This window comes from Kistimonas scapharcae (assembly GCF_039540975.1).
Lineage (GTDB): Bacteria > Pseudomonadota > Gammaproteobacteria > Pseudomonadales > Endozoicomonadaceae > Kistimonas > Kistimonas scapharcae.
Window position 1 is genome coordinate 28923 of the sequence record NZ_BAABFL010000472.1, and the last position, 24310, is coordinate 53232.

At 53.8% G+C, this 24310-nt stretch carries 24 protein-coding genes and 1 riboswitch; of the genes, 13 read left to right on the forward strand and 11 right to left on the reverse strand.

Translation table 11 applies throughout. The features are described from left to right. The first annotated feature begins 11 nt into the window (after positions 1 to 11). From ABD892_RS23930 to ABD892_RS23940, 3 genes are all read left to right on the forward strand, one after another. Positions 12 to 1568, forward strand: a complete 1557-nt coding sequence (locus ABD892_RS23930) for an ABC transporter substrate-binding protein (protein ID WP_345198773.1) — start codon at positions 12 to 14, stop codon at positions 1566 to 1568. 107 nt (positions 1569 to 1675) lie between these two features. After that, complete coding sequence (locus ABD892_RS23935) at positions 1676 to 2656, forward strand: ABC transporter permease (RefSeq protein ID WP_345198774.1); 981 nt, start codon at positions 1676 to 1678, stop codon at positions 2654 to 2656. After that, positions 2653 to 3624, forward strand: coding sequence for an ABC transporter permease (locus ABD892_RS23940; protein ID WP_345198775.1), 972 nt, complete (start codon positions 2653 to 2655; stop codon positions 3622 to 3624). Before ABD892_RS23935 ends, ABD892_RS23940 begins: the two co-directional genes overlap by 4 nt. Positions 3625 to 3714: 90 nt before the next feature. Here the strand turns inward: ABD892_RS23940 and ABD892_RS23945 are convergent, their stop codons facing one another. Then, entirely contained in the window at positions 3715 to 4857 is a 1143-nt protein-coding gene (locus tag ABD892_RS23945; RefSeq protein WP_345198776.1) for a saccharopine dehydrogenase family protein, read from the reverse strand. A 247-nt stretch (positions 4858 to 5104) separates the two neighbouring features. Between ABD892_RS23945 and ABD892_RS23950 the strand changes: the two genes are divergently transcribed. Both ABD892_RS23950 and ABD892_RS23955 read left to right on the forward strand, forming a co-directional pair. Beyond that, a complete protein-coding gene (locus ABD892_RS23950; protein ID WP_345198803.1) occupies positions 5105 to 5347 on the forward strand; it encodes a GrxA family glutaredoxin in 243 nt (80 codons plus the stop codon). A 131-nt stretch (positions 5348 to 5478) separates the two neighbouring features. Continuing rightward, positions 5479 to 6549: a patatin-like phospholipase domain-containing protein gene (locus tag ABD892_RS23955; RefSeq protein ID WP_345198777.1), complete on the forward strand. Its 1071-nt coding sequence runs from the start codon at positions 5479 to 5481 to the stop codon at positions 6547 to 6549. A gap of 8 nt (positions 6550 to 6557) precedes the next feature. Here the strand turns inward: ABD892_RS23955 and ABD892_RS23960 are convergent, their stop codons facing one another. Continuing rightward, positions 6558 to 7010: a hypothetical protein gene (locus tag ABD892_RS23960; protein ID WP_345198778.1), complete on the reverse strand. Its 453-nt coding sequence runs from the start codon at positions 7008 to 7010 to the stop codon at positions 6558 to 6560. 54 nt (positions 7011 to 7064) lie between these two features. On the opposite strand from ABD892_RS23960, the gene ABD892_RS23965 reads away from it, so the two are divergent. Together ABD892_RS23965 and ABD892_RS23970 are read left to right on the forward strand one after the other, a co-directional pair. Further along, the gene (locus tag ABD892_RS23965) at positions 7065 to 7559 is read left to right on the forward strand and encodes a GNAT family N-acetyltransferase (protein WP_345198779.1); all 495 of its coding nucleotides are present in this window, start codon (positions 7065 to 7067) and stop codon (positions 7557 to 7559) included. Between the two features lie 147 nt (positions 7560 to 7706). Next, on the forward strand, positions 7707 to 8678 hold the full coding sequence (locus ABD892_RS23970; protein WP_345198780.1) for an AEC family transporter: 972 nt from the start codon (positions 7707 to 7709) through the stop codon (positions 8676 to 8678). On the opposite strand, the gene ABD892_RS23975 is transcribed toward ABD892_RS23970, so the two are convergent. Continuing rightward, positions 8661 to 9578 (reverse strand): LysR family transcriptional regulator, encoded by a 918-nt coding sequence (locus ABD892_RS23975; RefSeq protein ID WP_345198781.1) that lies wholly within the window; start codon positions 9576 to 9578, stop codon positions 8661 to 8663. The two genes, ABD892_RS23970 and ABD892_RS23975, sit on opposite strands and share 18 nt — an antisense overlap. 297 nt (positions 9579 to 9875) lie before the next feature. Here ABD892_RS23975 and ABD892_RS23980 point away from each other — a divergent pair, with 297 nt between their 5' ends. After that, complete coding sequence (locus ABD892_RS23980) at positions 9876 to 10682, forward strand: crotonase/enoyl-CoA hydratase family protein (protein WP_345198782.1); 807 nt, start codon at positions 9876 to 9878, stop codon at positions 10680 to 10682. A gap of 2 nt (positions 10683 to 10684) precedes the next feature. On the opposite strand, the gene ABD892_RS23985 is transcribed toward ABD892_RS23980, so the two are convergent. Continuing rightward, positions 10685 to 11140, reverse strand: coding sequence for an acyl-CoA thioesterase (locus tag ABD892_RS23985; protein ID WP_345198783.1), 456 nt, complete (start codon positions 11138 to 11140; stop codon positions 10685 to 10687). Between the two features lie 134 nt (positions 11141 to 11274). Between ABD892_RS23985 and ABD892_RS23990 the strand changes: the two genes are divergently transcribed. Then, a complete protein-coding gene (locus ABD892_RS23990; RefSeq protein ID WP_345198785.1) occupies positions 11275 to 11802 on the forward strand; it encodes a DUF2058 domain-containing protein in 528 nt (175 codons plus the stop codon). A 63-nt stretch (positions 11803 to 11865) separates the two neighbouring features. Here the strand turns inward: ABD892_RS23990 and ABD892_RS23995 are convergent, their stop codons facing one another. Beyond that, complete coding sequence (locus ABD892_RS23995; protein WP_345198787.1) at positions 11866 to 13230, reverse strand: alanine/glycine:cation symporter family protein; 1365 nt, start codon at positions 13228 to 13230, stop codon at positions 11866 to 11868. 133 nt (positions 13231 to 13363) lie between these two features. After that, a riboswitch (glycine riboswitch) is annotated at positions 13364 to 13481 on the reverse strand. A 232-nt stretch (positions 13482 to 13713) separates the two neighbouring features. Then, the gene (dauA, locus tag ABD892_RS24000; RefSeq protein ID WP_345198788.1) at positions 13714 to 15423 is read right to left on the reverse strand and encodes a C4-dicarboxylic acid transporter DauA; all 1710 of its coding nucleotides are present in this window, start codon (positions 15421 to 15423) and stop codon (positions 13714 to 13716) included. A 211-nt stretch (positions 15424 to 15634) separates the two neighbouring features. Between dauA and ABD892_RS24005 the strand changes: the two genes are divergently transcribed. Continuing rightward, positions 15635 to 16960, forward strand: coding sequence for an amino acid permease (locus ABD892_RS24005; RefSeq protein ID WP_345198789.1), 1326 nt, complete (start codon positions 15635 to 15637; stop codon positions 16958 to 16960). A 65-nt stretch (positions 16961 to 17025) separates the two neighbouring features. Beyond that, entirely contained in the window at positions 17026 to 17484 is a 459-nt protein-coding gene (locus tag ABD892_RS24010) for a YcgN family cysteine cluster protein (RefSeq protein ID WP_345198790.1), read from the forward strand. 17 nt (positions 17485 to 17501) lie between these two features. Here the strand turns inward: ABD892_RS24010 and ABD892_RS24015 are convergent, their stop codons facing one another. Next, a complete protein-coding gene (locus ABD892_RS24015; protein ID WP_345198791.1) occupies positions 17502 to 17798 on the reverse strand; it encodes a hypothetical protein in 297 nt (98 codons plus the stop codon). A 415-nt stretch (positions 17799 to 18213) separates the two neighbouring features. Here ABD892_RS24015 and ABD892_RS24020 point away from each other — a divergent pair, with 415 nt between their 5' ends. Then, positions 18214 to 18468: a DUF406 family protein gene (locus tag ABD892_RS24020; protein WP_345198793.1), complete on the forward strand. Its 255-nt coding sequence runs from the start codon at positions 18214 to 18216 to the stop codon at positions 18466 to 18468. Between the two features lie 349 nt (positions 18469 to 18817). Then, complete coding sequence (locus tag ABD892_RS24025) at positions 18818 to 20794, forward strand: BCCT family transporter (protein WP_345198794.1); 1977 nt, start codon at positions 18818 to 18820, stop codon at positions 20792 to 20794. A 105-nt stretch (positions 20795 to 20899) separates the two neighbouring features. On the opposite strand, the gene ABD892_RS24030 is transcribed toward ABD892_RS24025, so the two are convergent. The 4 genes from ABD892_RS24030 to ABD892_RS24045 are packed head-to-tail and all read right to left on the reverse strand — an operon-like array spanning position 20900 to position 24140. Beyond that, positions 20900 to 21700 carry an ABC transporter ATP-binding protein gene (locus tag ABD892_RS24030; protein ID WP_345198795.1) on the reverse strand — a complete coding sequence of 267 codons (801 nt, stop codon included), beginning with the start codon at positions 21698 to 21700 and terminating at the stop codon, positions 20900 to 20902. Next, entirely contained in the window at positions 21697 to 22728 is a 1032-nt protein-coding gene (locus ABD892_RS24035; RefSeq protein WP_345198797.1) for a FecCD family ABC transporter permease, read from the reverse strand. Before ABD892_RS24035 ends, ABD892_RS24030 begins: the two co-directional genes overlap by 4 nt. Further along, positions 22725 to 23744, reverse strand: coding sequence for a FecCD family ABC transporter permease (locus ABD892_RS24040; RefSeq protein WP_345198798.1), 1020 nt, complete (start codon positions 23742 to 23744; stop codon positions 22725 to 22727). Before ABD892_RS24040 ends, ABD892_RS24035 begins: the two co-directional genes overlap by 4 nt. A 3-nt stretch (positions 23745 to 23747) precedes the next feature. After that, a complete protein-coding gene (locus ABD892_RS24045; protein WP_345198800.1) occupies positions 23748 to 24140 on the reverse strand; it encodes an ABC transporter substrate-binding protein in 393 nt (130 codons plus the stop codon). Positions 24141 to 24310: the final 170 nt, after the last annotated feature.

Sequence of the window (24310 nt, forward strand, 5' to 3'; positions counted from 1 at the left end):
ACGGGGGAATAATGAAAACAACCGTGAAAAAACTGGCTGGCGCCATGCTGGCGCTGTCACTGACGATGGGGTCGAATGCCGCCACCCTGAAGATGGCGTACGACGCTGATCCTGTATCGCTGGATCCCCATGAGCAGCTCTCCGGTGGCACATTGCAGATGTCCCATATGGTGTTTGATCCCCTGGTGCGCTGGGATCAGAACCTGGAGTTTGAGGCGCGGCTGGCCGAGAAGTGGGCGCGTGTGGATGACCGCACCATGCGATTCCATTTACGTAAAGGGGTGAAATTCCACTCAGGCAATACGCTGACCGCTAACGATGTTAAATGGACCTTCGATCGCTTGAAGTCCAGCCCTGACTTTAAAGGGGTATTTGGACCTTTCACAGCGGTGAACGTGATTGATGATCTGACCTTTGACCTCGTGACAGAAAAGCCCTACCCGCTGGTGCTCAACGCAGCCACCTATATCTTCCCGATGGACAGTGCCTTTTATACCGGAAGCGATGAAAAGGGGCAGCCCAAGGACCTGCTGAAAAAGCATTCGGACACGTTTGCTTCAAAAATGGTGTCCGGCACCGGTCCTTTTGTCGTGTCCTATCGCCAGCAGGGGGTGCGGGTTAACTTTGAGCGGTTTGACGATTACTGGGATAAGCAATCTCCTGGTAATGTTGATGAAATCGTGATGACCCCCATCAAGGAAGACCCGACCCGGGTGGCGGCACTGCTCTCCGGTGATGTGGACTTCATCTTTCCGGTTTCACCTACCGATCATGAACGCATCAAGAAAAGCGACAATACACAGTTGGTGACCCTTCCGGGAACCCGCATTATCACCCTGCAGTTGAACCAGGAGCGTGTCGAAGCCTTTCAGGACAAGCGGGTGCGTCAGGCAGTTGTGCATGCCATTAACAATGAAGGCATTGTCAAGAAAATCATGAAGGGCTTTGCCACCGCCGCCGGACAGCAGGGACCCAAGGGCTATGCCGGTTACCAGGAAGACCTCAAGCCGCGCTATGACCTGAAGAAAGCCAAGGCTCTGATGAAGGAAGCTGGTTATGAGGATGGCTTCACCATCACCATGATGGCGCCCAATAATCGTTACATCAACGACGACAAGATTGCCCAGGCGGTTGCCAGTATGCTGGCGAAGATCAACATCAAAGTTGATCTGAAAACCATGCCCAAGGCGCAATATTGGCCGGAATTTGATGAGCGTGCTGCAGACATCATGATGATTGGCTGGCATGCCGATACTGAAGACTCCGCCAACTTCACCGAGTACCTGACCGCGTGTGCGGATGCTGATTCCGGCTGGGGGCAGTACAACAGTGGCAACTACTGCAACAAGCTGGTTGACAGCATGGTGCGTGATGCCAGCAGTGAAACCGACCCTGCCAAGCGGGCTGATTTGCTGCAGAAAGTGGAGCGTACCCTGTATGACGAAGCGGCATTTGTGCCACTGCACTGGCAGAACCTGGCCTGGGGTGCCGGTAATAAGGTGAAGGCAGCCGATGTTGTGAACGTGATGAACTTCCCTTACCTGGGTGACCTGGTCATCGAAGAGTAATAGGTGACTGGCTGCCTGCTGGTGTGGCAGGCAGTCAGGCTGACCTTCTGGAGGCATGCGCTGTGGCGTCTATGCCATCCGAACCCTGACAGATAAGTGATGGTTCCATGCTTGCATTTCTTGCCCGACGCCTGATTCAGGCGCTCATAGTGATGTTTGTGATCAGCATCATCAGTTTTTCTATCCAGGATAACCTGGGGGATCCGTTGCGGGAGCTTGTCGGCCAGGCGGTTTCTGAAGCGGAGCGTGAAGCGCTGCGCGAAGAGATGGGGCTGAATGACCCCTTCCTGGTGCAATATGGCCGTTTCTTGGTCAAAGCGGTTCAAGGGGATCTGGGCACCTCCTATTTCTTTAAGGAGCCGGCCCTGGACGTGATTCTTGGCAAGATGCCCGCTACCCTTGAGCTGGTATTCGGCGCCTCGCTGATCATTATCCTGTTGTCCATTCCTGCGGGTGTTTACTGTGCCATAAAACCCAATAGCTGGTTGACCCGCGGCATTCTCGGTTTCAGTCTGCTGGGCATTTCTGTGCCCGTTTTCCTGACCGCCATTTTCTGTATTTACCTGTTTTCCATCGAACTGGGCTGGTTGCCGTCCTATGGTCGTGGTGATGTGGTGCCGGTGTTTGGTGGCTGGGAGTCCGGTTACCTCACCCGTGATGGGCTGTTACATCTGATTCTCCCGTGCATTTCGCTGGCCAGTATCATGCTGCCGTTGTTTATTCGCTTGATCCGCTCTGAAATGGTAGAGGCACTTCACACCGAGTATGTGAAGTTTGCGACGGCGAAAGGCCTGAAGAAAGCGCGTATCTATTTCCTGCACGCGCTGAAAAACACTATGTTGCCAGTCATCACGGTCGGTGGTGTGCAGATCGGAACCATGGTTGCCTATACCATCCTGACAGAAGCCGTATTCCAGTGGCCGGGCATGGGTTTTCTGTTCCTGGAAGCGGTCAACCGTGTTGATACACCCTTGATTGTCGCTTACCTGATTGTGGTGGGTGCGATCTTTGTCATCGTCAATACCCTGGTAGACCTGATCTACGGCTTGATTAACCCAACCGTCAAACTGACAAGGAGCAGCCAATGAGCGATGCGATGATTGCCAGCCAGACGGCTGCTGACCAGGAAACGGCTCCCTTATCCCGCTGGCAGCGTTTTCGTCAGTCGACTTTTTGGTACAGCTTTACCCGCGATCGGGTAGCGATGGTGTGTGCGGCTATTTTTGCCCTGATGGTGGCGGCAGCGTTGCTGGCGCCCGTGCTGGCGCCGACTAATCCCTATGATATCTCCACCATTGATATCATGGATTCAGAAATTCCGCCGATTTGGGATGAGGCGGGTGATGAGCGGTTCCTTCTGGGCACCGATGCGCAGGGACGTGACCTGTACAGCACAATTCTCTATGGCATGCGTATCTCCATTACCATTGGCCTGTGTGCGGTGTTACTGCAGGCGTTCCTGGGCGTGGTGATTGGCCTGACGGCGGGGTATGTGGGTGGCCGGGTCGATAGCTTCCTGATGCGGGTAGCCGATATCCAGCTCTCCTTTTCGACCATGATGGTCGCCATTATTGTGCTGGCGGTGTTCCAGGCCTCTTTTGGTACGGAGCTCTATAGCAAGCTGGCCATGGTGATGCTGATCCTGGTGATTGGTATTGCGGAATGGCCGCAGTACGCCCGTACGGTCAGGGCTTCCGTATTGGCGGAAAAGAAAAAGGAGTATGTTGAGGCTGCACGCGTGATGGGATTCGGCTCCGGACGTATCATGTTCCGCCATATCCTGCCAAATACACTGTCGCCTATTTTGGTGATCTCAACTGTTCAGATTGCCAATGCGATTATTAGTGAGGCGGCGCTTTCGTTCCTGGGGCTGGGGATGCCGGTTTCCCAGCCATCGCTTGGTTCACTGATCTCCAGTGGGTTTGAATATATCTTCTCCGGTTCCTGGTGGATTACCGTTATTCCCGGTCTGGTGTTGATTGTGCTGGTGATGGTGATCAATATTCTGGGTGACTGGTTACGTGATGTGATGAACCCGAAGCTCTATAAGGGATAAGCAGGGTATAGTGTGTCCCGGTTGCCGGGACACACGGTTCTTGACCCGTTCAATCAATTTTCCATGAAAACGCCAATGCAATGAGTGCGTTCAGTTCTGTGTTCGAAACGCTTCAAGCCGTTCTCCCGGCAGGGGGGATTGACTGAGTACCTTCTCACAACCCAAGTAAACCTGGCCGAACCGGTTGTTTATAAAATCCTCGAAGTTGGTATCTTCCTGCCTGATCAGCCCTTTCTGGGGTAAACGTCCCTCGGCAAGTAAGTCCAGCATGGCACAGATGCTGGAGGCTGTTGTCGTCTGGATGGCGCTCCAGAAACGGTCGCCGATCTTTTGGCCGTAGAGTTTTCGGGTCCAGGTCTCCTGAACGAGACGGTTGTTGATCTCGCCACTGACCGTTACAAAGACGAGCACCACATCCTGCAGTGTGATGGGCAGAGCATCTTCCATAATCTCCTTGAGCAAATCACGACGCTCTTTCAGGCGAAGATCGTTCAACAGCAGTTTCATGGCATCCCGGTGACCAGGATAGCGCACGGTACGGTAGTTAAGGTTACGGACCTTGCCGTGCAGGGTTTCGCAGAGGGTGCCGAGCCCTCCGGATGTATTGAACGCTTCGTAGTTAATGCCATCAAGGGAAAAGTGTTCCAGTTGCTCCAGGGGGTGCACCTCTTTCAGCTCGCCTTCAACGATGGCTTCACAGGGCTGGCTGTATTCATTGAGCAGCCCTTCGGTGGACCAGGTTAAATTATATTTGAGCCCGTTGGATGGGTAAGTCGGCAGTGCGCCAACCCGCATATGGACATTATCCAGGCGGTCAAACTGGCTGGCCAGGTGATGCGTAATAATTGAGATGAAACCCGGCGCGAGACCACACTGTGGAATGAAGGCGCTTTCTGCATTTTCTGCCAAAGCCTTGACCAGACGCGTATTGGCGACATCTTCCGTCAGGTCAAGATAATGACAGCGGTGTTTGAGTGCGGCTTCTGCAATGATCGCACTCAGATGGTACGGTCCGGCAGAAATGACGGCATACTTACCCTTGAGCGCCTCGGAGAGTGCCCCATGATCGTAGACATCCAGCTGCAGTGGATGGATAGCCGGGTATTTCGGCAGCTGGTCGAACCCGGCCGTCTGGCTGTCGGCGACCGTGATCTCATAACCGCCCTGTCCGGCCAGTAGTTCACTGATCATGGCGCCGATCTTCCCTGCACCGATAAGTAGTATCTGTTTCATTACTGTATTCTGCCCGCCACTGGTGAACTCAAAGGTGAGATATAACCCTCAGTATAGGGAGGTTCTGACGCTAAACGGCTGATAGGCAGCGAGCGGGAGCAGGGTTTATACGATACAGGCAATCTATGTGCGTGATTGTAATAAGCAATTGTTTTTTCGTAGCGGTTGGTTGCATACTGGTGCGCAGAAAATGGGTATCCCCGCCTGCAGGGCAGTCCCTGCAGTGTTAACAGTTTTGAGGCACTTCATGAAACGGTTTACTATCTTTGGTCGCCCTGGTTGCGGTTTTTGTGTCCGCGCGAAAGAGCTTTGTGAGCAGAAAAGCCTGCCTTACAAATATGTTGATATTTATGAAGAAGGTATCTCCAAAGAAGACCTTGAAAAAACGGTTGGCCGTCCGGTAGAGACTGTTCCCCAGATTTTCCATGGTCAGGATTATATTGGTGGTTTCACCGAACTGGATGCCTACGTAAAAGAACAAGGCCTCTGATCGTCGTGGTCTGGTAACAGACACCGTTTGCGTGTCTGTTACCGATGAACTACCCATTGACACCTATTGCTGCTTTTTTTCTGGTGTCGATCTGTAACAATCGCCAGCTCAATACAATTATTCAGAAATGCATGGCTAAAGCTTCCTCTCTCGTCATCCGTGCCGGTGATGACGCACTTCGCAAAATACGCAACGATGGTTTTTCTTTCCATGATGTTGAGGTCATGGCAGGTGCTTCCGGTGGTCCTAAATGGTTTGTTCTGACGGGACTCGACAAAGCCATCATGACCCATCTTCTGCCGATCCGGGAAGAGCCACTGCACTTATTAGGCACTTCTGCCGGTTGCTGGCGGTTTTCCTGTCTTGCCCAGGCTGATCCATTATCGGCTCATGAACGCTTTGAACAGGGTTACCTGTACCAGCGGTATTCAAAACATGCAACGGCTGAGGAAATCACCCGGAAGTGTCGTGAGCTTGTCAAAGCGATGCTGGCAGACAATGGAGCCAACGAGATTGTGGCTAATCCCTGGGTTAAGTTGAATCTCATCACAACCCAGTGCCATGGGTTGGCAGCCCACGAACAGCGCCACCTGCAGGCGGCAGGACTCTTGATGGGCGCTGCAGGAAATGCCTTGTCCCGACGCCATCTTGGTCGTTTTTTTACGCGCGTCTTGTTTCATCACCCGGATACCCGTCCGCCATTCTGGGCGTTGAATGACTTGCCGACACGTCGGGTGCCTATCAGTGCAGAAAATATTGAGGATGCCATAGTGGCGTCAGGCTCTATCCCGCTGGTCTTGTCCGGGGTGCGTGACATTCACGGTGCAGGTCCCGGTGTCTACCGTGATGGCGGTGTCACGGATTACCATTTTGACCTGCCATTTAACGAGGGTAACGGGCTGGTGTTTTATCCGCATTTCTATGACCGGGCGATACCTGGCTGGTTCGACAAATCACTAAAATGGCGCAAACCCTCTGCGCACAATTACCGGAATGTTGTCATGGTGGCGCCATCACCGGCATTTGTCAGTCAGTTGCCGTATGGAAAAATTCCTGACCGGAAAGATTTTGTCCGCATGGATGACCAGCAGCGCATCCAGTACTGGCAAACCGTGATTCGGGAAAGCCAGCGTTTGGGGGATGAGTTGCTTGAGCGACTGGAAAAGGGGGATCTTGCACAGCATGTGCAGCCATTCGCATGAGTGATTGGTTACAGGACACTGATCTCCCCGGGATTCAGCTGCAGTATCATCGCTGAGCCATATTTTATACCAGGCAGAGGCTGGGTAATGATTTCCAGAATATCCGGTGACTGGAAATGGTCTGGCTTGGTTTCCGGATGCGGGTAGTAGACGTAGCCATCGGCCAGATGATCCGTGTGAGTACCGACTTTGCATCGGAAAAAGGAGAAGTCTTCCGGTGGCATGGCGTCACACCATTTAACACCGCGAAAACAACGATATGGTGTAACAATCCGGTAAGCTGCTGGCGTGATAGAGAGATTCAGTGTGCCTTGGTAGAATCCCGATAAATTAAGGCCGAGTTCTTCGAACAGAGGGAACTGCCGATTCACGGAGCCTTCTGGAAAGCGCGGGTCCGGGTGTTGCCCGGATGCAACACCATGGCCGGGTGTCACGGTTGCGGAGAGGGTTTGCCATTGCATGGAAGGTTTGCCTGTTAAGTCCTTGAATGCATACCTGTCACGGGAGGAGAGAGTATGATTCGTGATTGTGTTCCGGAAGACGCTGCCCGTGTCTGCGCGATTTATAATTATTATATTGAAGAAAGTACAGCAACCTTTGAAGAGCAGGTGCTCACCGAGGCTGCCATGCTTGATCGTATTATTGCCATACAGACCCAGTTTCCCTGGTTAGTGATTGAGGAGGAAGGGCATGTCCTGGGCTATGCCTATGCCAGTGTCTGGAAAGATCGGTCTGCTTACCGCTATGCCTGTGAAGTCAGTGTTTATATTGCAAAAGAGGCATCAGGCCGTGGCTTGGGAGTGCAGCTCTATGAGACTCTGTGTGAACGACTGTCGGCCATGTCCATGCATACGGTGATCGGTATCGTGTCACTGCCAAACGAGGCCAGTGTCCGACTGCATGAACGACTGGGCTTTGTGCAGGTTGCGCATTTGCGGGAGGTCGGCGTCAAGTTTGGCCGCAGGCTGGATGTCGGGTATTGGCAACGGCTGCTGCACGCTGCTGAATAATCAACGGAATAGTCCAATCCCGTCGTATCGGGGTATTCATTACGCTCATGGCATAATCGACGGGATTCTTTGCGATAACGCGGCTTTTTCTGCAGGTTGGCGACGTCTTATGATCGGATGATTCCTGATGATGAGATGGTATTCGTTTTGGCTGTTCTCCTGAGTGCACTGTTTCCCGTCTTTGCCATGATGCTGTCCGGCGGTATTGCTGCCCGTTATTCATTGCTGCCATCCGGTGGTGATACGGCATTGAATCGTTACGTCTATTATTTCGCGGTGCCCGCTCTGCTGATCACGGGGCTTGGGGAAGCGTCCGTGAATCAGATTCTTCGCTGGGACTTCATGATCGGCTACCTTCTGGCGGCAATGGGCGTCTATATCGGGGTTTTTCTGTTTGCTCACTGCCTGTTGAAACGGTCGATAGCAGAAAGTGGCATACAGTCGTATACCGCGTCGTTTGCGAATACGGGATATATCGGTATTCCCTTGTTGCTGGGGCTGTTCCCTGATTCCCCGGATGCCATTATTGCTGCGGTGATCACCACGGTTCTGTCAAATGTCATGCTGGCGTTAGCCCTGGCCAAGATTGAGCTGCATTACGCCACGCAGGGGTATCGCATCCATCAATTGGTCGGGCGTATTGTTTTTCGCGTCCTTATGAATCCCTTTATATTGGCGACGGTTGTCGGATTTTTGATCAGTTGGATGCAGTTGTCGATCCCTGTACCAATCAGTCGATTTCTGCATATGCTGGCTGATACTACCTGCCCCGTGGCTCTGTTTGCTATTGGAATGGTGCTGGCTGGACGATCGGCGGAGCAACCTTTACCAGTGCCTGGTGGTTCACGGGAAGTGGCCAGTCTGTTGGTCGTCAGTGGTGCCAAACTGATACTGCAACCACTGTTAACGCTGGTCTGCCTGCGCTACCTGGGTGTCAGCGGGCAGTGGCTGCGTATGGGAACCTTGCTGGCCGCCTTGCCGACGGCCGCCAATGTGTACGTAATCGCTGAACAGTATGGGATTTACACCAAAGGGGCTGCACGGGCGATTATGGTAGGGACACTCTTGACGCTGTTGACCGTGCCGCTGGTTCAAATCCTGTTAACCCGAATAGCCTGAGTGCCTGTCGCCCAGTACCGGGTGCAGGCGTTCCTGCATGAAATCCATAAACAGGCGAACGCGCCTCGGCAGATGTTCACGGCTGTGATAGATCATACTGAGTGTGCGGCATGCCCCTTCCCATTCCGGTAGTAGCGGGGTGAGGGGAACCTTGTCCTTGTGCATGGCAACATAGGCATGGGGCAGATTCACTATCCCGAGTCCCCGCCCCGCAGCGATCACCGCTGTAAACATCTCGTTGACGTTGATGCGTGGCGGTTTCTGGACGCGGATAAAGGCGCCTCCGGGGTGAGTCAGGCGCCACTCTTTCAACGGCCAGGTCATGATCAGGTCATGGTGGGATAACTGGTCCGGATGCTCCGGCATGCTGCGTTCCCTGAGATAGTGGTGGCTGGCATACAGGCCATAACGCAGACGGCCGATGGGTCTGGCGATCAGATCAGAATCGGGCAGTTCTCCCCCCACAAAGGCCACATCAATCGACTGATCCAGAAAGGAAGGGAAGTCATTGGTCAGGTCAATATCAAGGCAGATGGTCGGCCACTCGACACTGAAATCTGCAAAATGTGGTGACAGGAAACTGCTGGCCAGGTTGATGGGGGCGGTAATGCGTAACAGGCCTTCCGGTGTTTCCAGGGATTGCTGCAATTCCCGGTTAGCGGCTTCAATCGCGTCAAGCCCCGCAGCGCATTGGTGGAAATAGCGCTGACCCGTTTCCGTCAATTGCAGACGACGGGTGGAACGTATTAATAAACGGCAGCCAAGGCATTTCTCAAGCTGACTGATTTTGCGGCTGACGGTCGAGGCGGGGATGCCAAGATAGCGAGACGCTGAGGTAAAACTGCCTTCCCGAATGACGGAGATGAATACCTGTAACGCTTCCAGGCTGGCCTCTTGCATGGCGGGCAAACTGATCCTTGCGATTAAACCCGCGCACCCTATCGCCAGAACGTCGAAAAAGCAATGGGTGGCTGTTACCGATAAGAAGGAATGCTTGCCAGGGTGTTTTGGAAATAGCACTACATTTTACTATTCTACGGTCTGCCTGAGCACATCGACGTAACAGGGATTACCGATGCCATATCCCAAGGAGATTGTAGGATGCAGCAGGCAAGGATCTCTGCCATCATGCGAACCATTATGTAATGAATAATAAATACGCAGTCATTGTCTTTTGATTTGAAGCGGAATACGACTATGCCAGAACAGCCAATACTGTTGTTTGAGCAGCAGGATCACATTGCCACGATTACGTTGAACAGACCTGAAACGCGTCATGCCATTTCTGAGTCTGATATGGTTGAGGCCCTGGTGTCAGCCTGTCATCGATTGAATGAAGACGATTCGATTCGTGTGGCGATCCTGACAGCCACAGGGAGCACCTTCTGCTCCGGTGGCAATCTCAAGGATATGCGAGATAAGCAGGGCATGTTCGCTGGCGATGAAAAGGCATTGATGGAGAATTATCGACAGGGCATTCAGCGCATTCCCCTGGCTTTGTCGCAGGTTGAAGTGCCGCTTATTGCCGCAGTCAATGGTGCGGCCGTCGGTGCGGGCTGTGACCTTGCCTGTATGTGCGATATTCGTATTGCCTCAGACACTGCACTGTTTGCGGAAAGCTTTATCAACATGGGACTGATTCCGGGGGATGGCGGTGCCTGGTTTTTACCCCGTGTTATCGGTATCAGTCGTGCGACAGAGATGGCATTGACCGGACGATCGATTGATGCAGAAACGGCCTGTCGCTGGGGACTGGTTTCGGAAGTGGTTCGTGGGGATGAACTGATGTCGTGCGCCAATGCAATTGCACAGGAAATCGCTGCGAATCCCCCGCTGGCCTTAAAAGCGACCAAGCGACTCCTGCAGCAGGGGCAGACAATGCCATTGCCTGAACTGTTGGCTGCATCCGCCAGCCTGCAGGCGACGTTGCATGGCACCCGGGATCACAGTGAAGCCGTCAATGCATTCCTGGAAAAGCGGAAGCCTCAATTTACCGGTCAATAGTGTCAGGGCGTTGCTGGCTGGGTTACTCCGGCTTGGTGAGCGTTAACCATAAAAGCCGGCATGCGGGCTGGTTTACCGGTGGAGATGGCAATACAGGTGTAATCAATATCCGCGGTAACCAGCGTGGCGCCATCGCTGGTGCGGATAATCTGGAAGTGGCGGCTGGCATGCAGACGGTTTGCCCTGGTCAGCCAGGTGCCGACTTTCAGTAGCGAACCAGATGATGCCGCAGCGTGATAGTGAATATGGGTGTCGACGGTTGCCATGGCGCGATCAGCCTGCTGCCAGGCAAACCAGGGGGCGCCGAGATCCGTGATATGCAGCCAGGCAGCCTGTTCCATCCATTGCAGGTACACGGTGTTGTTCACGTGACCCAGGCGGTCAGTATGTTCGAATCCGGCCGACACCGTCATGATAAAGGGTGACGGTAAATCCCATGTCCATTGCGTTTGACTCACGTATACATCCTAGTTTGTTATGAACGCTAACTGGCATGTTAGAGAGAGGTATCATTCTGTACAACCCTGGGGGTGCGATTGCGGGTTGTGAGGGTATAATCGCACCAATTGTTCATTGGTATTGATTGAGAGTTATGAGCCTGTCATTACGAGACCAGTTGCTGAAAGCCGGTGCGGTCAGCAAAAAGCAGCACCAGCAAGCCCGTACCCAGAAGAAAAAGGATCGCAAGTCCGGTAAGGACGATGGTTCTGCGGCCAACAAAGCTGCAGCGCAGAAAACCCGTGAAGAGCAGGCGGCTCGTGACCGTGAACTGAATCGTCAGCGGGAAGAGGAGCGCACCCGCAAGGCGATCCAGGCTCAGATCCGTCAGCTGGCGAGTGATCACCAGGTCGCCAAAGAAGAAGGTGAAACACCTTATCGTTTCAATGATCGCGGTACGATCAAAAAGTGGTATATCTCTGAGAAGCAACTGGATCGGATTGCCAATGGGCAGCTGGCAGTTATCGGTCTGGATGACCAGTATTACCTGGTGCCTTACCGTATTGCAGAAAAGATTGCAGAGCGTGACGAGTCGGCCATATTGGTGCTGAATACCCGCAAGGAAGTCGATGAAGATGATCCGTATGCGGACTACCAGATTCCGGATGACCTTATGTGGTAAGGCCGTAGATCCTACCCTGAAAAAAAACACCGGCAGGCGCCGGTGTTTTTTTATGGGCTTGTCTCAGTCTGAGACCGTTTTTTCGTCCCGCAGCCCGTCAAGGAAAACACGGGTTTCTGCAATGACGACATGCCGGAGGCCGATCAATCCAATCAGATTAGGCACGGCCATGAGACCATTCACGATATCCGCCAGAATCCAGATCATATCCAACGTCAGGAAGGCGCCGGCGCCAACCAGCAGGATATAGATCAGACGGTAAATCCTCACCCCACGAACGCCAAACAGGTAGGTGAAACACTTCTCGCCGTAGTAGCTCCAGCCCAGGATGGTGGTGAACGCAAAAAAGACCAGGCCGATGGTGACCACATACTGGCCGGCAAAGGCAGACAGTCCCGTTGCAAAGGCTTCGCTGGTCATGGCAGCGCCTGCCTGTTCGCCCTGCCAGGCACCGGTGATGACCAGTGTCAGGCCGGTCATGGTGCAGATGATCAGGGTATCGAAAAAGGTGCCGGTCATGGCGACCATCCCCTGTTTCGCGGGTGAATGCGTCTTTGCCGCCGCTGCGGCAATGGGAGCGCTACCCAGCCCCGCCTCATTGGAAAAGACCCCCCGGGCAATACCCGACTGGATGGCCAGCATGATCGTTGCCCCCAGGAATCCGCCGGCCGCAGCTGTTGGTGTGAACGCACTGCGAATCACCAGCGCAACGGCATCCGGCAAGGCAGTGATGTTATTGCCAAGCACCAGGAGGCAGGCGCCGATATAGAGCAGGGCCATAAACGGGACTATCCGGGTTGCTACGGCGGCAATGCTGGTGATACCTCCCAGGATGACCATGGCGACCAGCAGCGTTAATACCGTTGCTGAAACGCTGACCGGAATGCCGAAGGAGAGGGCGGCGGCATCGGTGATGGCGTTGACCTGGGGAAAAGTGCCGATGCCGAAAAAAGCGACGGCAACACCAAAGAACGCGAACAGGCGAGCCAGCCAGCGTTGCCCGAGTCCGTCTTCCAGGTAATACATGGGGCCGCCGGCCATCTGGCCCTTGGCATCGGTACGGCGGTATTTCACGGCCAGCAGGCATTCGGCGTATTTGGTCGCCATGCCAAAGAAGGCAGCGAGCCACATCCAGAACAGTGCCCCCGGTCCGCCGGTCTTGATGGAGGTAGCGACACCCACGATGTTACCGGTGCCGATAGTGGCTGACAACGCGGTGCAAAGTGCGGCAAAGCTTGAAATATCGCCTTTGGCGCCGGTGTTGTCCCGGGTGAACAGGAAGGCGAGTGCACGTGGCAGGTAACGGATCTGCAACAGACCCAGCCTGAGGGTGAAGTAGACACCGGTACCCACCAGAATAATGAGCAGGGGCGGTCCCCAGACCCAGTCGTCCACGGTTTCAAGTACCGTATGTAACGCGTCGAGCATGTAAATCCTCCGTCAAAAACTGATACTGCAGCGTTTTTTCAGAAGGAGAAGCAGGTTGTACTCCAGAAGGGCGCAAGATTAGACGACACCACCAGTACTGGCGGTAAGCGCATCGGTCCCGAAAGCGGAAGTAAGCCTGTCCCCTGTCCTTTTGCCTGAGAGTTTCAAACGGTTTTTTTAAGTATTGCTAAAAAACCGTTTTTGCTCCTTCGGCGTCCGGTTTTGCACCGGATCTCTCCAGAGGCCCGTCCAGTAGCAGTCCACGTCATCCGGCATACAGCAAGGGCTGTTTGCCGGGGGAGACACCTGAAAGATTTACTTCTTCGGTGGGTGATGGCTCTGAATAACCATTCACCGCTCTCCTGCTACCTTCATCCGGGTAAGGCTTCATGATGAAGCGGTGCCATTGTAACAATGGCACCGGGAAAAAACATCGGGAGGTGTCATCAGTGATGTCCGTATTCCTGACGAGTGTGTTTGAGGTTATGACCGAAGCTGCAGTTGCGCCATCGCGTGGCGGCAGCTTTCCTGCATATTCCGCCCGAAGTCAATGTCACCTTTACGCTTGCGAATGCCTGCCCTGCGCAGTTTCAGAATGATACGCGGCTCCAGGTTGTTCAGCACCAGGCCGATATCACGCTTCTGTAAATCGTTCAGAATGTTTTCCATGGCGATAATTGCCGTCATGTCGACCATGTTGACGTCGCTCATATCCAGGATGACAACCTTGATGTGGTCATCCATTCGCTGAATCATGCTGAGCGCCCGCTGTGCTGCACCAAAGAACAGCGCGCCGTTGATATCGTAGATTTCGATCGGATCCGGCAGTGAAACGGTGTCCTCGTGGGCATGATGTTCAATCCGGTCGGCGCGGGTCAGGTCGCTGATGCGCTTGATCAGTAGCAATCCGGCCAGCAGCATGCCCACGGTGACGGCAATGACCATGTCAAAAGCAACGGTCAGGACAAAACAGGTCAACAGAACCGCGACATCCTGCCGGGGGGCCACACGAACCACCCGGATGAAGTGCGGCGCTTCGCTCATGTTCCAGGCCACCATCATCAACAGGGCTGCCAGCGACGCCATGGGGACGATAGCGAGTACGGGGGCCAGCAACAGGACGGACAGTAGCACAAAGAGCGCATGAACCATGGCGGCGACCGGCGATACCGATCCGCTGCGGATGCTGGTGGCGGTTCTGGCAATGGCGGCGGTGGCAGGAATGCCACCAAAGAACGGCGCAACAATATTGCCGATACCCTGGCCGATCAGCTCACTGTTAGGATTGTGCCGTGTGCGGGTCATGCCATCGGCCACCACGGCGCAGAGGAGCGACTCAATGGCACCAAGCATGGCAATGGCAAAAGCCGCGGTCATGAGGTCTTTGATCAGGCCATAGGACAGGCCCAGGGGCTGACCATCTGGGCCTGGCAGATTCCAGGGCAGGGCAAGGTGGGGTAGCAGGGGAGGAATGCCCTGTCCGCTCATACCTTCAATGGACCAGCTGAAGCGGGAGCCGATAGTGGCGATGTCGGGGTTAGCCACAAGCTGGGTGATGATCCACGCACACAGCGAGCCCGCGATCAGTGCGGGCAGGTGCGGGGGAAGCTTGCGGCTGAACTTTCGCCAGAGCAGGAAAGTGGCCAGTGTCACGGAAGCCGTCAGGGTATCCCAGATATTGAGTGAGGGTAGTGCCAGCACCAGTGCCTGGACTTTCGCGAGGTAGAACTCCGGCATTTCGTGGAGAGTGAGACCAAAAAAATCTTTCAGCTGCAGGGTGGCGATGACCACACCGATACCGGCCGTGAAACCAACGGTGACGGGGTAGGGGACAAACTCAATCAGTTTGCCCAGTTTTAACAGACCCATGGCCAGCAGGATCAGGCCGGCCATAATCGTTGCCACCATCAGTCCACCCAGTCCGTACTGCTGCGTGATGGGTAGCAGGATGACGACAAACGCTGCCGTTGGCCCTGTGATATTGAATCGCGAGCCGCCGAACAGGGCGATCAGGAAACCCGCAATAATGGCCGTATAAAGGCCGTTTTCCGGTGCAGCGCCACTGGCGATGGCGAGCGCCATCGAGAGGGGTACGGCGACAATACCGACGGTTATGCCGGCAACACAGTCCTTGCGCAGATCACGTGCGCGATAGCCTTCTTGCAGGCTTTGTCTGATGGCAGTTGCGAACATCTCAGGGAACTTGATAGATAGGGTATATGAGAAAGCGTGAGATTATACGCTTTTGCATATAGCGGAAAATAAGGATTTACAGGGGGACGATTGCCACTTCTACAGCGTTTGGGCGATTCCTGACATTAAGCTGGAACTGACGAACCATTTCGCAGGTCTCAGCTACTAGACTTTCTCAATAAATACCCAAGGTAGTACATGGAGCGTCATCATGGGGGGTAGCGAAAAAAAACTGACACTTTTACCGCTGACGGTAATCGTGACCGGCAATATGATGGGATCCGGTATTTTTCTACTGCCTTCCAGTCTTGCCGCACTGGGCTCAGTAAGCCTGCTGGGCTGGCTGCTGACAGCCGGTGGCGCCATTATCATGGCCATGGTCTTTGCCCGGCTGGGTTTCCTGATGCCTCGTGCGGGCGGGATGTATGCCTACACCCGTGCCGGCATTGGCAATTTTGCCGGTTTCCAGGTGGTCTACGGCTATTGGTTTGCGATTTGGGGTGGCAATACCGCCATCGCACTTGCCGGCGTCGGTTATCTTGCCCATTTTTTTCCTGTGCTTGCACAACCGTTGCCAGCCTGTGTGATGGCCGTCTGCGTCATCTGGTTGCTGACAATACTCAACACGCGGCAGATACGCCTGATTGGGAAGTTCCAGACGGTGACAACCACCTGCATGCTGATACCTGTCGTGGCAATCGCCTTGTTGGGTTGGTTCTGGTTTGACGGAAGCGTGCTGGTGGCTGCAAGTAATACATCAGGCCACTCGACACTGGCCACTATTACGGCTGCGGCTTCCTTGACGCTGTGGTCATTTCTGGGGCTGGAATCAGCCTGCGTCCTTGCCGGCCGGGCTGAAAAACCGGAGCGGGATGTGCCGATAGCCACGGTTGTCGGGACGTCGCTGGCCGCGGCTCTCTATATTCTGAGTACGACAGTTCTTATGGGCATTGTGCCGGCGTCAGAACTGGCGCAATCAACGGCCCCCTTCTCATTGGTGGCATCGCATATCCTGGGAGACTGGGCTGGGGGGCTGGTCAGTGTACTGGCAATTATTGCCTGTTTTGGTTGCCTGAATGGCTGGATCCTGATGCAGGGCCAGATTGCCAAGGCCGCCGCAGACGATTACCTGTTTCCCCAGCTTTTTTCGCGGGTGAATCGTCATAATGCGCCTGTTCACGGGTTGATTGTGACGGCGATCCTGATGTCGCTGCTACTGTTGCTGACCCTTTCGCCGACCCTGAACCGACAATACGAAATTATTGCGCTGATGGCTGTTCTGCTGACATTAATGGCTTATATCTATACGCTGCTGTCTGCCTTGGTTGTCATGGAAAAAGAAGGCCTGCGGACGACGTATGGGCGTCGTACAACGCTGTTAAGTGTTCTGGGGGTGGCCTATTGCTTCTGGGCGGTGATCGGTGCCGGCGAAACGGTGTTGTTCTATGGTGGAATCGCCCTGTTGTCCAGCGCCGTTGTTTATGCAGCCATGCGGCGCTGGCATATCCGTCAAGGGATTTCCATCACGCGTGAGTAGTTCTCTCGGTTGGCGTCGGCTACTGTGGGGCGTATGATGCCGCTCTTTTGCTTTGTCAGTTGCCCATGATCGCTCAACCGCCATTGCCTTTCTGGCAAACCAAGACCCTGGATGAAATGACTCTGTCAGAGTGGGAGTCCCTCTGTGACGGTTGTGGTCGGTGCTGCCTGAATAAGTTGATTGATCCGGAAACGGATGTCATTTACACAACCGCCGTCGCATGCAAGCTGCTAGACGCCAGTAGTTGCCGCTGTAAAGACTATGTCGGTAGAAAACGACACGTGCCTGATTGTATTCGTTTTACGCCTGAGACAATCGCAGACTATGGCTGGCTTCCCGATAGCTGTGCCTACCGCTTGCTGGTAGAAGGCTATGATCTGCCGGAGTGGCATCCGCTGGTGACCGATGATGCCGAGAGTGTCCATGAGGCAGGGTTTTCTGTTCGTGGTATGGCTGTCTCAGAAGAGGCAGTGCCCAATCCGGATGACTGGCATGAATACATCATCCGGATTGTCGAGGAATAATCGTTAATCGGGTCGATTCAGGCGCGCATCATGGCGTTAGCGCCGTATTGCATGGCGGCGGCATGCTGGATGTGTTGCTTGATGCCGCGATCCAACGCCTTGTCCAGGTCTGTAATGCCAAAATGGGCATCCTGAGCCTTGAGGCCAAAGTCTTTGCCCAACTGGAATGCGGCTGTTTCCGCCGCACCGGACCAGTCGGTCGGGCAGGTGAAGTAATCGGTCATACGAGCCATCAGGCTGGCGTTGTACAGGGTAAGGATATCTTCTACGCGGGCGTTCAGGTTTTCTGCGGGGAACATCTCACTCACTACCATACAGCACACCTTTTCTTTTATTGTCTAAAACAGACGTTTGTACTGTGTCTGTCGTCCTTTTTGTATCAGTTACAGTACCTGTCTGTCTAGCAGACAGTGCTTTTTATGACATCAGGACATATTAAAAGTGCGTAGGTTTCAGGGGTTTTTACGGTTTAGAGCGCGCGATCAGGCGGGATGCTGTGCAGTTGTCGCAATCAAATGCATGCATAAAAAACCACACGACAATTGATTTGTTTACGCGCTATTCAAACATTTTAAGGCTTGTTGTCTGGTTGGCTTTATTTTATCTCCGGCTTGTTGATTTATGTCCATATAATCAAACATGACAAAACCTATAGTAAAAAACAGGCTGGCTTATTGCCGGCCAGGGATTATTACAGGATAGATTCCAATAATGTTCCTGGGGGTTAACATGCTGACGTTTGCAGGCAATGAATCGACGAGTGTCGTCATTGATATTCATACGACGAGTCAGGATCATGCCAATGAACAATTGAACGTTTTCTCTGCCATTGCGGCGGTGATTTCGCAGGATCAATGCCGTATCAATGCAGATTTTGCGACAACGCTTGAAGGCATTCGATTAACGGCCCGATTTGATTTTGAGTGCTGTGCTGAGAAATGGATATTTCAAATGAAATGCCAGCTGAAGGGAATCGTATGTTAAAGCCCCTGATGAATCATTTTAATGTTTTCATACTGGTCTGCTGGTGGATCTATTGTATTTATTTTTTCAGCTGAACCCATTCACACCACAGGGTACTGGCCGTTAGCCAAGGGATTGCGGACATGCTTCCCCCTTGTGGCAGGGGGAACTTACCGTGAATTCAGACGTCTAAAATGCTACAGTCTGTCTCGTTCAACGAGACAGGGTGCCAGCCCTGCCTGGAATGACTGTCTAGACTAGACAGGGTTTCCTGTATCACGTTTGCTTGCTGCTTCCTGTCGCCCACTGTCTTTACTGTGCTTCAAATCAGCTGAGTTAACCTTCACATAAGCTAGGAGCCTCCTGCCCTATGTCCAATCCGGCGAATCAACAGCCGTCAAGACACACGATCAATCCTCCCGTTTTTTTTGGTGCTGCTTTCCTTATCTGTCTGCTGGTCTGGATGACGGCGGCGTTTCCTGATCATGCCGATCGATGGTTTAACCATATTCAGGGCAGTATCGTCACCAATGCCAGCTGGTTTTACGTTGCCGCTGTTGCACTGATCCTGATCTGTGTCGCGTTTCTCGGGTTGTCCCGTTATGGGGATATCAAGCTCGGACCGGATCATGCTGAGCCGGATTTCAGTTTCGGTTCCTGGTTTGCCATGCTGTTCTCCGCTGGCATGGGGATCGGCCTGATGTTTTTCGGTGTGGCGGAACCGGTCATGCATTTCCTATCGCCGCCTGTCGGCGAACCGGGGACGGTGGAAGCGGCCCGTGAGGCCATGAAGCTGACCTTCTTCCACTGGGGACTTCATGCCTGGGCGATTTATGCCATTGTCGCCCTGATTCTCGCGTTTTTCGGTTATCGACATAAGCTGCCCCTGACGCTGCGTTCCGCGTTATATCCTATGATCGGCGATCGTATTTATGGGCCGATCGGGCATGCGATTGATATTTTTGCCATTCTCGGAACCGTTTTCGGTGTCGCTACTTCGCTGGGGTATGGTGTACTCCAGGTGAATTCCGGGTTGAATTACCTGTTTGATCTCCCCGTGAGCCGTGAGGTGCAGGTGGTGTTGATCGTTGTTATCAGTGCATTGGCGACACTTTCTGTGGCCACCGGGCTGGAAAAAGGCATACGACGACTGTCTGAATTTAACCTGATACTGGCACTGGTGTTGCTGGGGCTGGTGATTCTTGTTGGGCCGACTGTCCTGTTATTGCAGATGTTCTTGCAGAACACTGGCGGATATCTGTCTGAGATTGTCAGCAAAACCTTCAACTTGTACGCCTATGAATCCTCTGACTGGATGGGCGGTTGGACGCTGTTGTACTGGGCCTGGTGGTTATCCTGGTCACCGTTTGTCGGCATGTTCATTGCGCGTATTTCTCGGGGTAGAACGATTCGTGAATTTGTGACTGGTGTGCTCTTTGTGCCAACCGGCTTTACTCTCCTCTGGATGACCGTGTTTGGCAATACGGCCATTGATATGATCATGCATCAGGATAAAGTTGCCCTGGGTGAGGTGGTGCAGCAGGATGTCTCTGTGGCGCTGTTCCAGTTCCTGGGCTATTTCCCGATGGCTGATATTCTCTCCTTTGTCGGGGTTCTGATGGTGGTGGTGTTTTTTGTCACCTCATCGGATTCCGGCGCCATGGTGATTGATATGCTTGCCTCTGGTGGCGAAAGCCGGACACCGGTCTGGCAGCGGGTATTCTGGGCCTGCCTGGTGGGTATTGTGGCCATTGTCCTGTTGATGGCCGGAGGTCTGGGGGCGTTGCAGACTGCCACCATCGCCAGCGCATTGCCCTTTGCCATGATTCTTCTGATGGCGAGTTATGGTTTGCTCAAAGCGCTCGCGGTTGATGCCACCAAGAAAGACAGTCTGGCGCAGGCAACCCTGACACCTAAAGTAGGACGCAATCCGATACCGTGGCAGCATCGGCTCAATAACATGGTGCATTTTCCCCGTCGGTTTGATGTCAACCGTTTCTTGAAGGAAGTGGTGTTGCCGGCGATGGAGTCAGTCTCGGTTGAGCTGCAGAAGCAGGGGGTGGAAAGCAATATCGTGTTTGATGAAGAGAAAAGCATGCCAAGCTTCAAGGTGTTTCATGGCGAGGAGCATGATTTTCTTTATCAGGTCTATCCCAGGGCTTATTTGCAGCCGAGCTTCATGATGGATGATGAAGATGATGACGAACGCAAATATTTCCGGGCCGAGGTCTTCCTGCGAGAAGGTGGGCAGGATTATGACATCATGGGCTGGACCCGCGACCAGGTGATTGGCGACATTATTGACCAGTATGAGAAGCATATGTACTTCCTGCATATGGTTCGCTAACAACGGTACTCCATTTTATCCTCTGCTATGAAAAAAGCCCGGTTGCTGAAACAATCGGGCTTTTTTATAGGTTTGATCTGTCCCGTATAAATCGATGCTTTAGTCTTACAACGACTGTCTGCCTTTTCCTTCAGGCACGCAGGTGGGAGTACCAAACAGCGGGCAGGGCACGATACGTGATTCCAGTCCGAATACCTGGCGAACCAACTCGCGGGTAATCACATCTTCAGGTGCGCCATGGGCGTATACCTTCCCTTTTTTGACGGCAACAATGTTATCCGCATACCGACACGCGAGGTTCAGATCATGCAGAACCATGACAATGGTACGCCCGGAGTGTCGGTTCAGGTCAAACAGCAAATCCAGGATCTCGATCTGGTGACTCAGGTCGAGATAGGTGGTCGGTTCATCCAGCAGAATCACATCGGTGTTCTGGGCCAACGTCATGGCAATCCACGCCCGCTGTCGTTGTCCGCCGGACAGGGAGTCCACCAGTCGTTCACTCAAAGCGGCCATTTGCGTGGCTTCAAGTGCCTGTTTCACACAACGCTCGTCTTCTTCTGACCACTGTTTCAGCCAGCTCTGATGCGGATAGCGTCCCTGACGAACCAGTTGCAATACGGTCATCCCTTCGGGAGCTACAGGGGACTGCGGCAGGATGGCCATTTTGCGGGCAATGTCACGGGTCGCGCTACGCGTGATATCTTTGCCGTCCAGCAGGATCGTGCCTGTCATGGGTTTCAATAGCCGAGCCATGGCGCGCAACAGTGTCGATTTGCCGCAGCCATTGGCACCAATCAGTGTGGTGATTTTTCCTCCAGGAATATCCAGGGTGAGATTGTCGATAATGACCTCACCGCCATAACCCAGTGACAGTTGCTGGTTTTGCAGAACGGCACACGTCATTTTTTACTGACCAATAGATAAATAAAGTAAGGCGCGCCAATCAGCGCGGTAAAGATACCGACGGGAACTTCCATGGGCGCCAGAATCATGCGTCCGGCCAGGTCGCTGCCCAGTACCAGTAATGCACCCACCAGTGCGGAGCCGGGCAGGTGGAGTTCCGGCATATTGCCCAGCAGTCGTCTGGCGATATGGGGTGCCATCAATCCAACAAATCCGATGCTGCCACAGAATGCGACACCTGCAGTGGCCAGTGCGGTGCTGAGCATGATCAAACCAAATCGTTCATGATTGAGACGACTGCCGAGGCTCTTTGCCAGATCATCACCAAGCGTTTGTGCAGAAAGGCTGCGCATGGCGAGTATCAGGAATGGCAACAGCAACAAATACCAGAATGACAGAATCTGAACCTGCTGCCAGTTGGCCGCATTCAGACTGCCGCTTAGCCAGACCTGGGCCTGAGCGGTGTGCTGGATGGAGCTCTGTATCATAACAACGGTGCGTGCCGCTGCGAGCAGGGCGCCGAGGCCGATGCCAATCAAAATCATCCGTCGTGGTCCGACACCGCCTTTCCAGGCCATGGCATAGATGATCAGCACGGTGACCAGTCCGCCAGCAAAGACAAACGCCGGTAACCAGATAATGGCGAATTGTCCGGCAAATGCCGTGAGGGCAAATACAGCCACGACACTGGCACCGTCGGTGACTCCCAGTACATCCGGCGAGGCTAGCGGGTTTCTCACCAGTCCCTGCAGAATGGCGCCTGCGATACCAAGGCCTGTGCCGACGAGGAGTGCCATCAGCATCCGTGGCATACGAAATTGCTGGATAATCAGCTGCTCGGTGGACGTGCCCTGTCCCAATAATGTCTGTACTACTCGCAGGGGATGTATCGGCATGGAGCCTGCCGCCATAGCCAGAATGGCGAGCGTGGCGGTAGCCAGTAATAATAGCCCCAGACGTGTCAGTCCCTGTCGGGGAATCAGGTGTGATAACCAGGCATTACGCAGTACAAGGTAGCCGGCGGTCATGTATTCAGGTTCCGTCGTGCATAAAGGATGAAAAACGGTGCGCCGATCAGCGCCATGGTGACGCCAACCGGGGCCTCACGGGGCCAGACAATGAATCGAGTCAGAATATCAGCTACCAGTAGCAGACCGCCGCCCAGCAAAATCGAGACAGGTGTCGTCCAGCGAAAATTGGTGCCTGCCAGTCCTCGGGCAAGGTGTGGCGCAACCAGCCCGACAAAGGCGATGGGTCCGGCCATTGCGACTGATGTGCCAGCGAGTAATACAATGACCAGGGATGCCAGCAGCTTGACCCGCAGGGTGCGTTGGCCCAACCCTTTAGCGACATCATCACCCAGCGCCTGAGCGTTCATGGCAGAAGACAGGGCCAGTGCGCCCAGCCATCCGGCGAGTTGCAGGGGAACCAGAGGCATGACCAGATCAAGTCGACGGCCTTCCACCGAACCGGATAACCAGAACAGGACTTCTTCCAGTGCTGACTCATTGAACACCAACAGTCCTGACGTCAATGAGGATAAAAAAGCGCTGATAGCAACGCCCGCCAAAGTAAGATTCAGTGGTGACTGGGAACCGCCTGACATGCCCAGCCAGTAAACGACCAACGCGGCCAGGGCCGCACCGACCATGGCGAACAGGGTATAACCTTCCAGACTTGTGATGCCAAACACCGCTGTAGCAATAACGATAGCCAGGGAGGCACCGCTGTTGATCCCGAAAATGGCTGGCGATGCCAGTGGGTTACGGGTCAGCCCCTGCATCAGGGTGCCGGCTACTGCCAGACTGCCGCCCACCATCAGGGCAATGATGACCCTGGGCAGGCGCATATCGATAACAACAATATGCTCGCGACTCCCGTCGTAAGAAAACAGCGCCTCAATCGCGTGCTTTCCCGTGATATCGGTATAGCCCAGTACCATACTGGCGATAGCCAGCAGGCATACGGCGACGAGCAGTCCCGGCACAATGATCGCATTGCGCTGGAGAGTGTTGGCAGTATGTTCCAGCGTGATGGCTGTCATGGATTAGCCTTTGGCACCGTTGGACGTGTTTTTCAATAGCTGCTCTTCAATATCATCAAGCACTTCATGGGCCGAAATGATGCCGTAGGACTTGTTCCAGATATCGTTGTTGACCTGGAAAATCTGGTCTTTCTGACTGGCGCGAAGGGATTTCCAGAGCGGATTGTTGAGCCAGCTTCGGGCATTCTGTTTGCCTTTCGCCGGGTCTGCCGAGGCATAGGTGAAATAGAACTGAATGTCTGCGTCAGCTTCGGGAATGCGCTCCCGGGTCAGGGGTTCGGCAAAACCGGTTGTGTCATGCAGGCTGGGTCGTTCAAATCCCAGCGCCTTGATCAGATTGGCTGCAAAGCTGTCGTTGTAATAGAAGCGTGCGCCGGTGACCTGGAACCGGATCACGGCAACCTGCTGGTCCAGCCAGCCTGCTTCATCCAACCGAGTGGAAAGTGAAGCGATATGCTGGTCAAGTTTGGCGAGGAGTTGCTGAGTAAGTACTCAAAAACCGGTACATAAGGCGATTTCACGTTCTGCCGCCTAAGCTCATCCCCATGTTCCCATTACCGCCTGAA

Bases quoted from the DNA above. Each gene is read 5' to 3' on its own strand.
- ABD892_RS23930 (WP_345198773.1), top strand. From the start codon at position 12: ATGAAAACAACCGTGAAAAAACTGGCTGGCGCCATGCTGGCGCTGTCA.
- ABD892_RS23935 (WP_345198774.1), top strand. From the start codon at position 1,676: ATGCTTGCATTTCTTGCCCGACGCCTGATTCAGGCGCTCATAGTGATG.
- ABD892_RS23940 (WP_345198775.1), top strand. From the start codon at position 2,653: ATGAGCGATGCGATGATTGCCAGCCAGACGGCTGCTGACCAGGAAACG.
- ABD892_RS23945 (WP_345198776.1), bottom strand. From the start codon at position 4,857: ATGAAACAGATACTACTTATCGGTGCAGGGAAGATCGGCGCCATGATC.
- ABD892_RS23950 (WP_345198803.1), top strand. From the start codon at position 5,105: ATGAAACGGTTTACTATCTTTGGTCGCCCTGGTTGCGGTTTTTGTGTC.
- ABD892_RS23955 (WP_345198777.1), top strand. From the start codon at position 5,479: ATGGCTAAAGCTTCCTCTCTCGTCATCCGTGCCGGTGATGACGCACTT.
- ABD892_RS23960 (WP_345198778.1), bottom strand. From the start codon at position 7,010: ATGCAATGGCAAACCCTCTCCGCAACCGTGACACCCGGCCATGGTGTT.
- ABD892_RS23965 (WP_345198779.1), top strand. From the start codon at position 7,065: ATGATTCGTGATTGTGTTCCGGAAGACGCTGCCCGTGTCTGCGCGATT.
- ABD892_RS23975 (WP_345198781.1), bottom strand. From the start codon at position 9,578: ATGCAAGAGGCCAGCCTGGAAGCGTTACAGGTATTCATCTCCGTCATT.
- ABD892_RS23980 (WP_345198782.1), top strand. From the start codon at position 9,876: ATGCCAGAACAGCCAATACTGTTGTTTGAGCAGCAGGATCACATTGCC.
- ABD892_RS23990 (WP_345198785.1), top strand. From the start codon at position 11,275: ATGAGCCTGTCATTACGAGACCAGTTGCTGAAAGCCGGTGCGGTCAGC.
- ABD892_RS23995 (WP_345198787.1), bottom strand. From the start codon at position 13,230: ATGCTCGACGCGTTACATACGGTACTTGAAACCGTGGACGACTGGGTC.
- dauA (WP_345198788.1), bottom strand. From the start codon at position 15,423: ATGTTCGCAACTGCCATCAGACAAAGCCTGCAAGAAGGCTATCGCGCA.
- ABD892_RS24005 (WP_345198789.1), top strand. From the start codon at position 15,635: ATGGGGGGTAGCGAAAAAAAACTGACACTTTTACCGCTGACGGTAATC.
- ABD892_RS24010 (WP_345198790.1), top strand. From the start codon at position 17,026: ATGATCGCTCAACCGCCATTGCCTTTCTGGCAAACCAAGACCCTGGAT.
- ABD892_RS24015 (WP_345198791.1), bottom strand. From the start codon at position 17,798: ATGGTAGTGAGTGAGATGTTCCCCGCAGAAAACCTGAACGCCCGCGTA.
- ABD892_RS24020 (WP_345198793.1), top strand. From the start codon at position 18,214: ATGCTGACGTTTGCAGGCAATGAATCGACGAGTGTCGTCATTGATATT.
- ABD892_RS24025 (WP_345198794.1), top strand. From the start codon at position 18,818: ATGTCCAATCCGGCGAATCAACAGCCGTCAAGACACACGATCAATCCT.
- ABD892_RS24030 (WP_345198795.1), bottom strand. From the start codon at position 21,700: ATGACGTGTGCCGTTCTGCAAAACCAGCAACTGTCACTGGGTTATGGC.
- ABD892_RS24035 (WP_345198797.1), bottom strand. From the start codon at position 22,728: ATGACCGCCGGCTACCTTGTACTGCGTAATGCCTGGTTATCACACCTG.
- ABD892_RS24040 (WP_345198798.1), bottom strand. From the start codon at position 23,744: ATGACAGCCATCACGCTGGAACATACTGCCAACACTCTCCAGCGCAAT.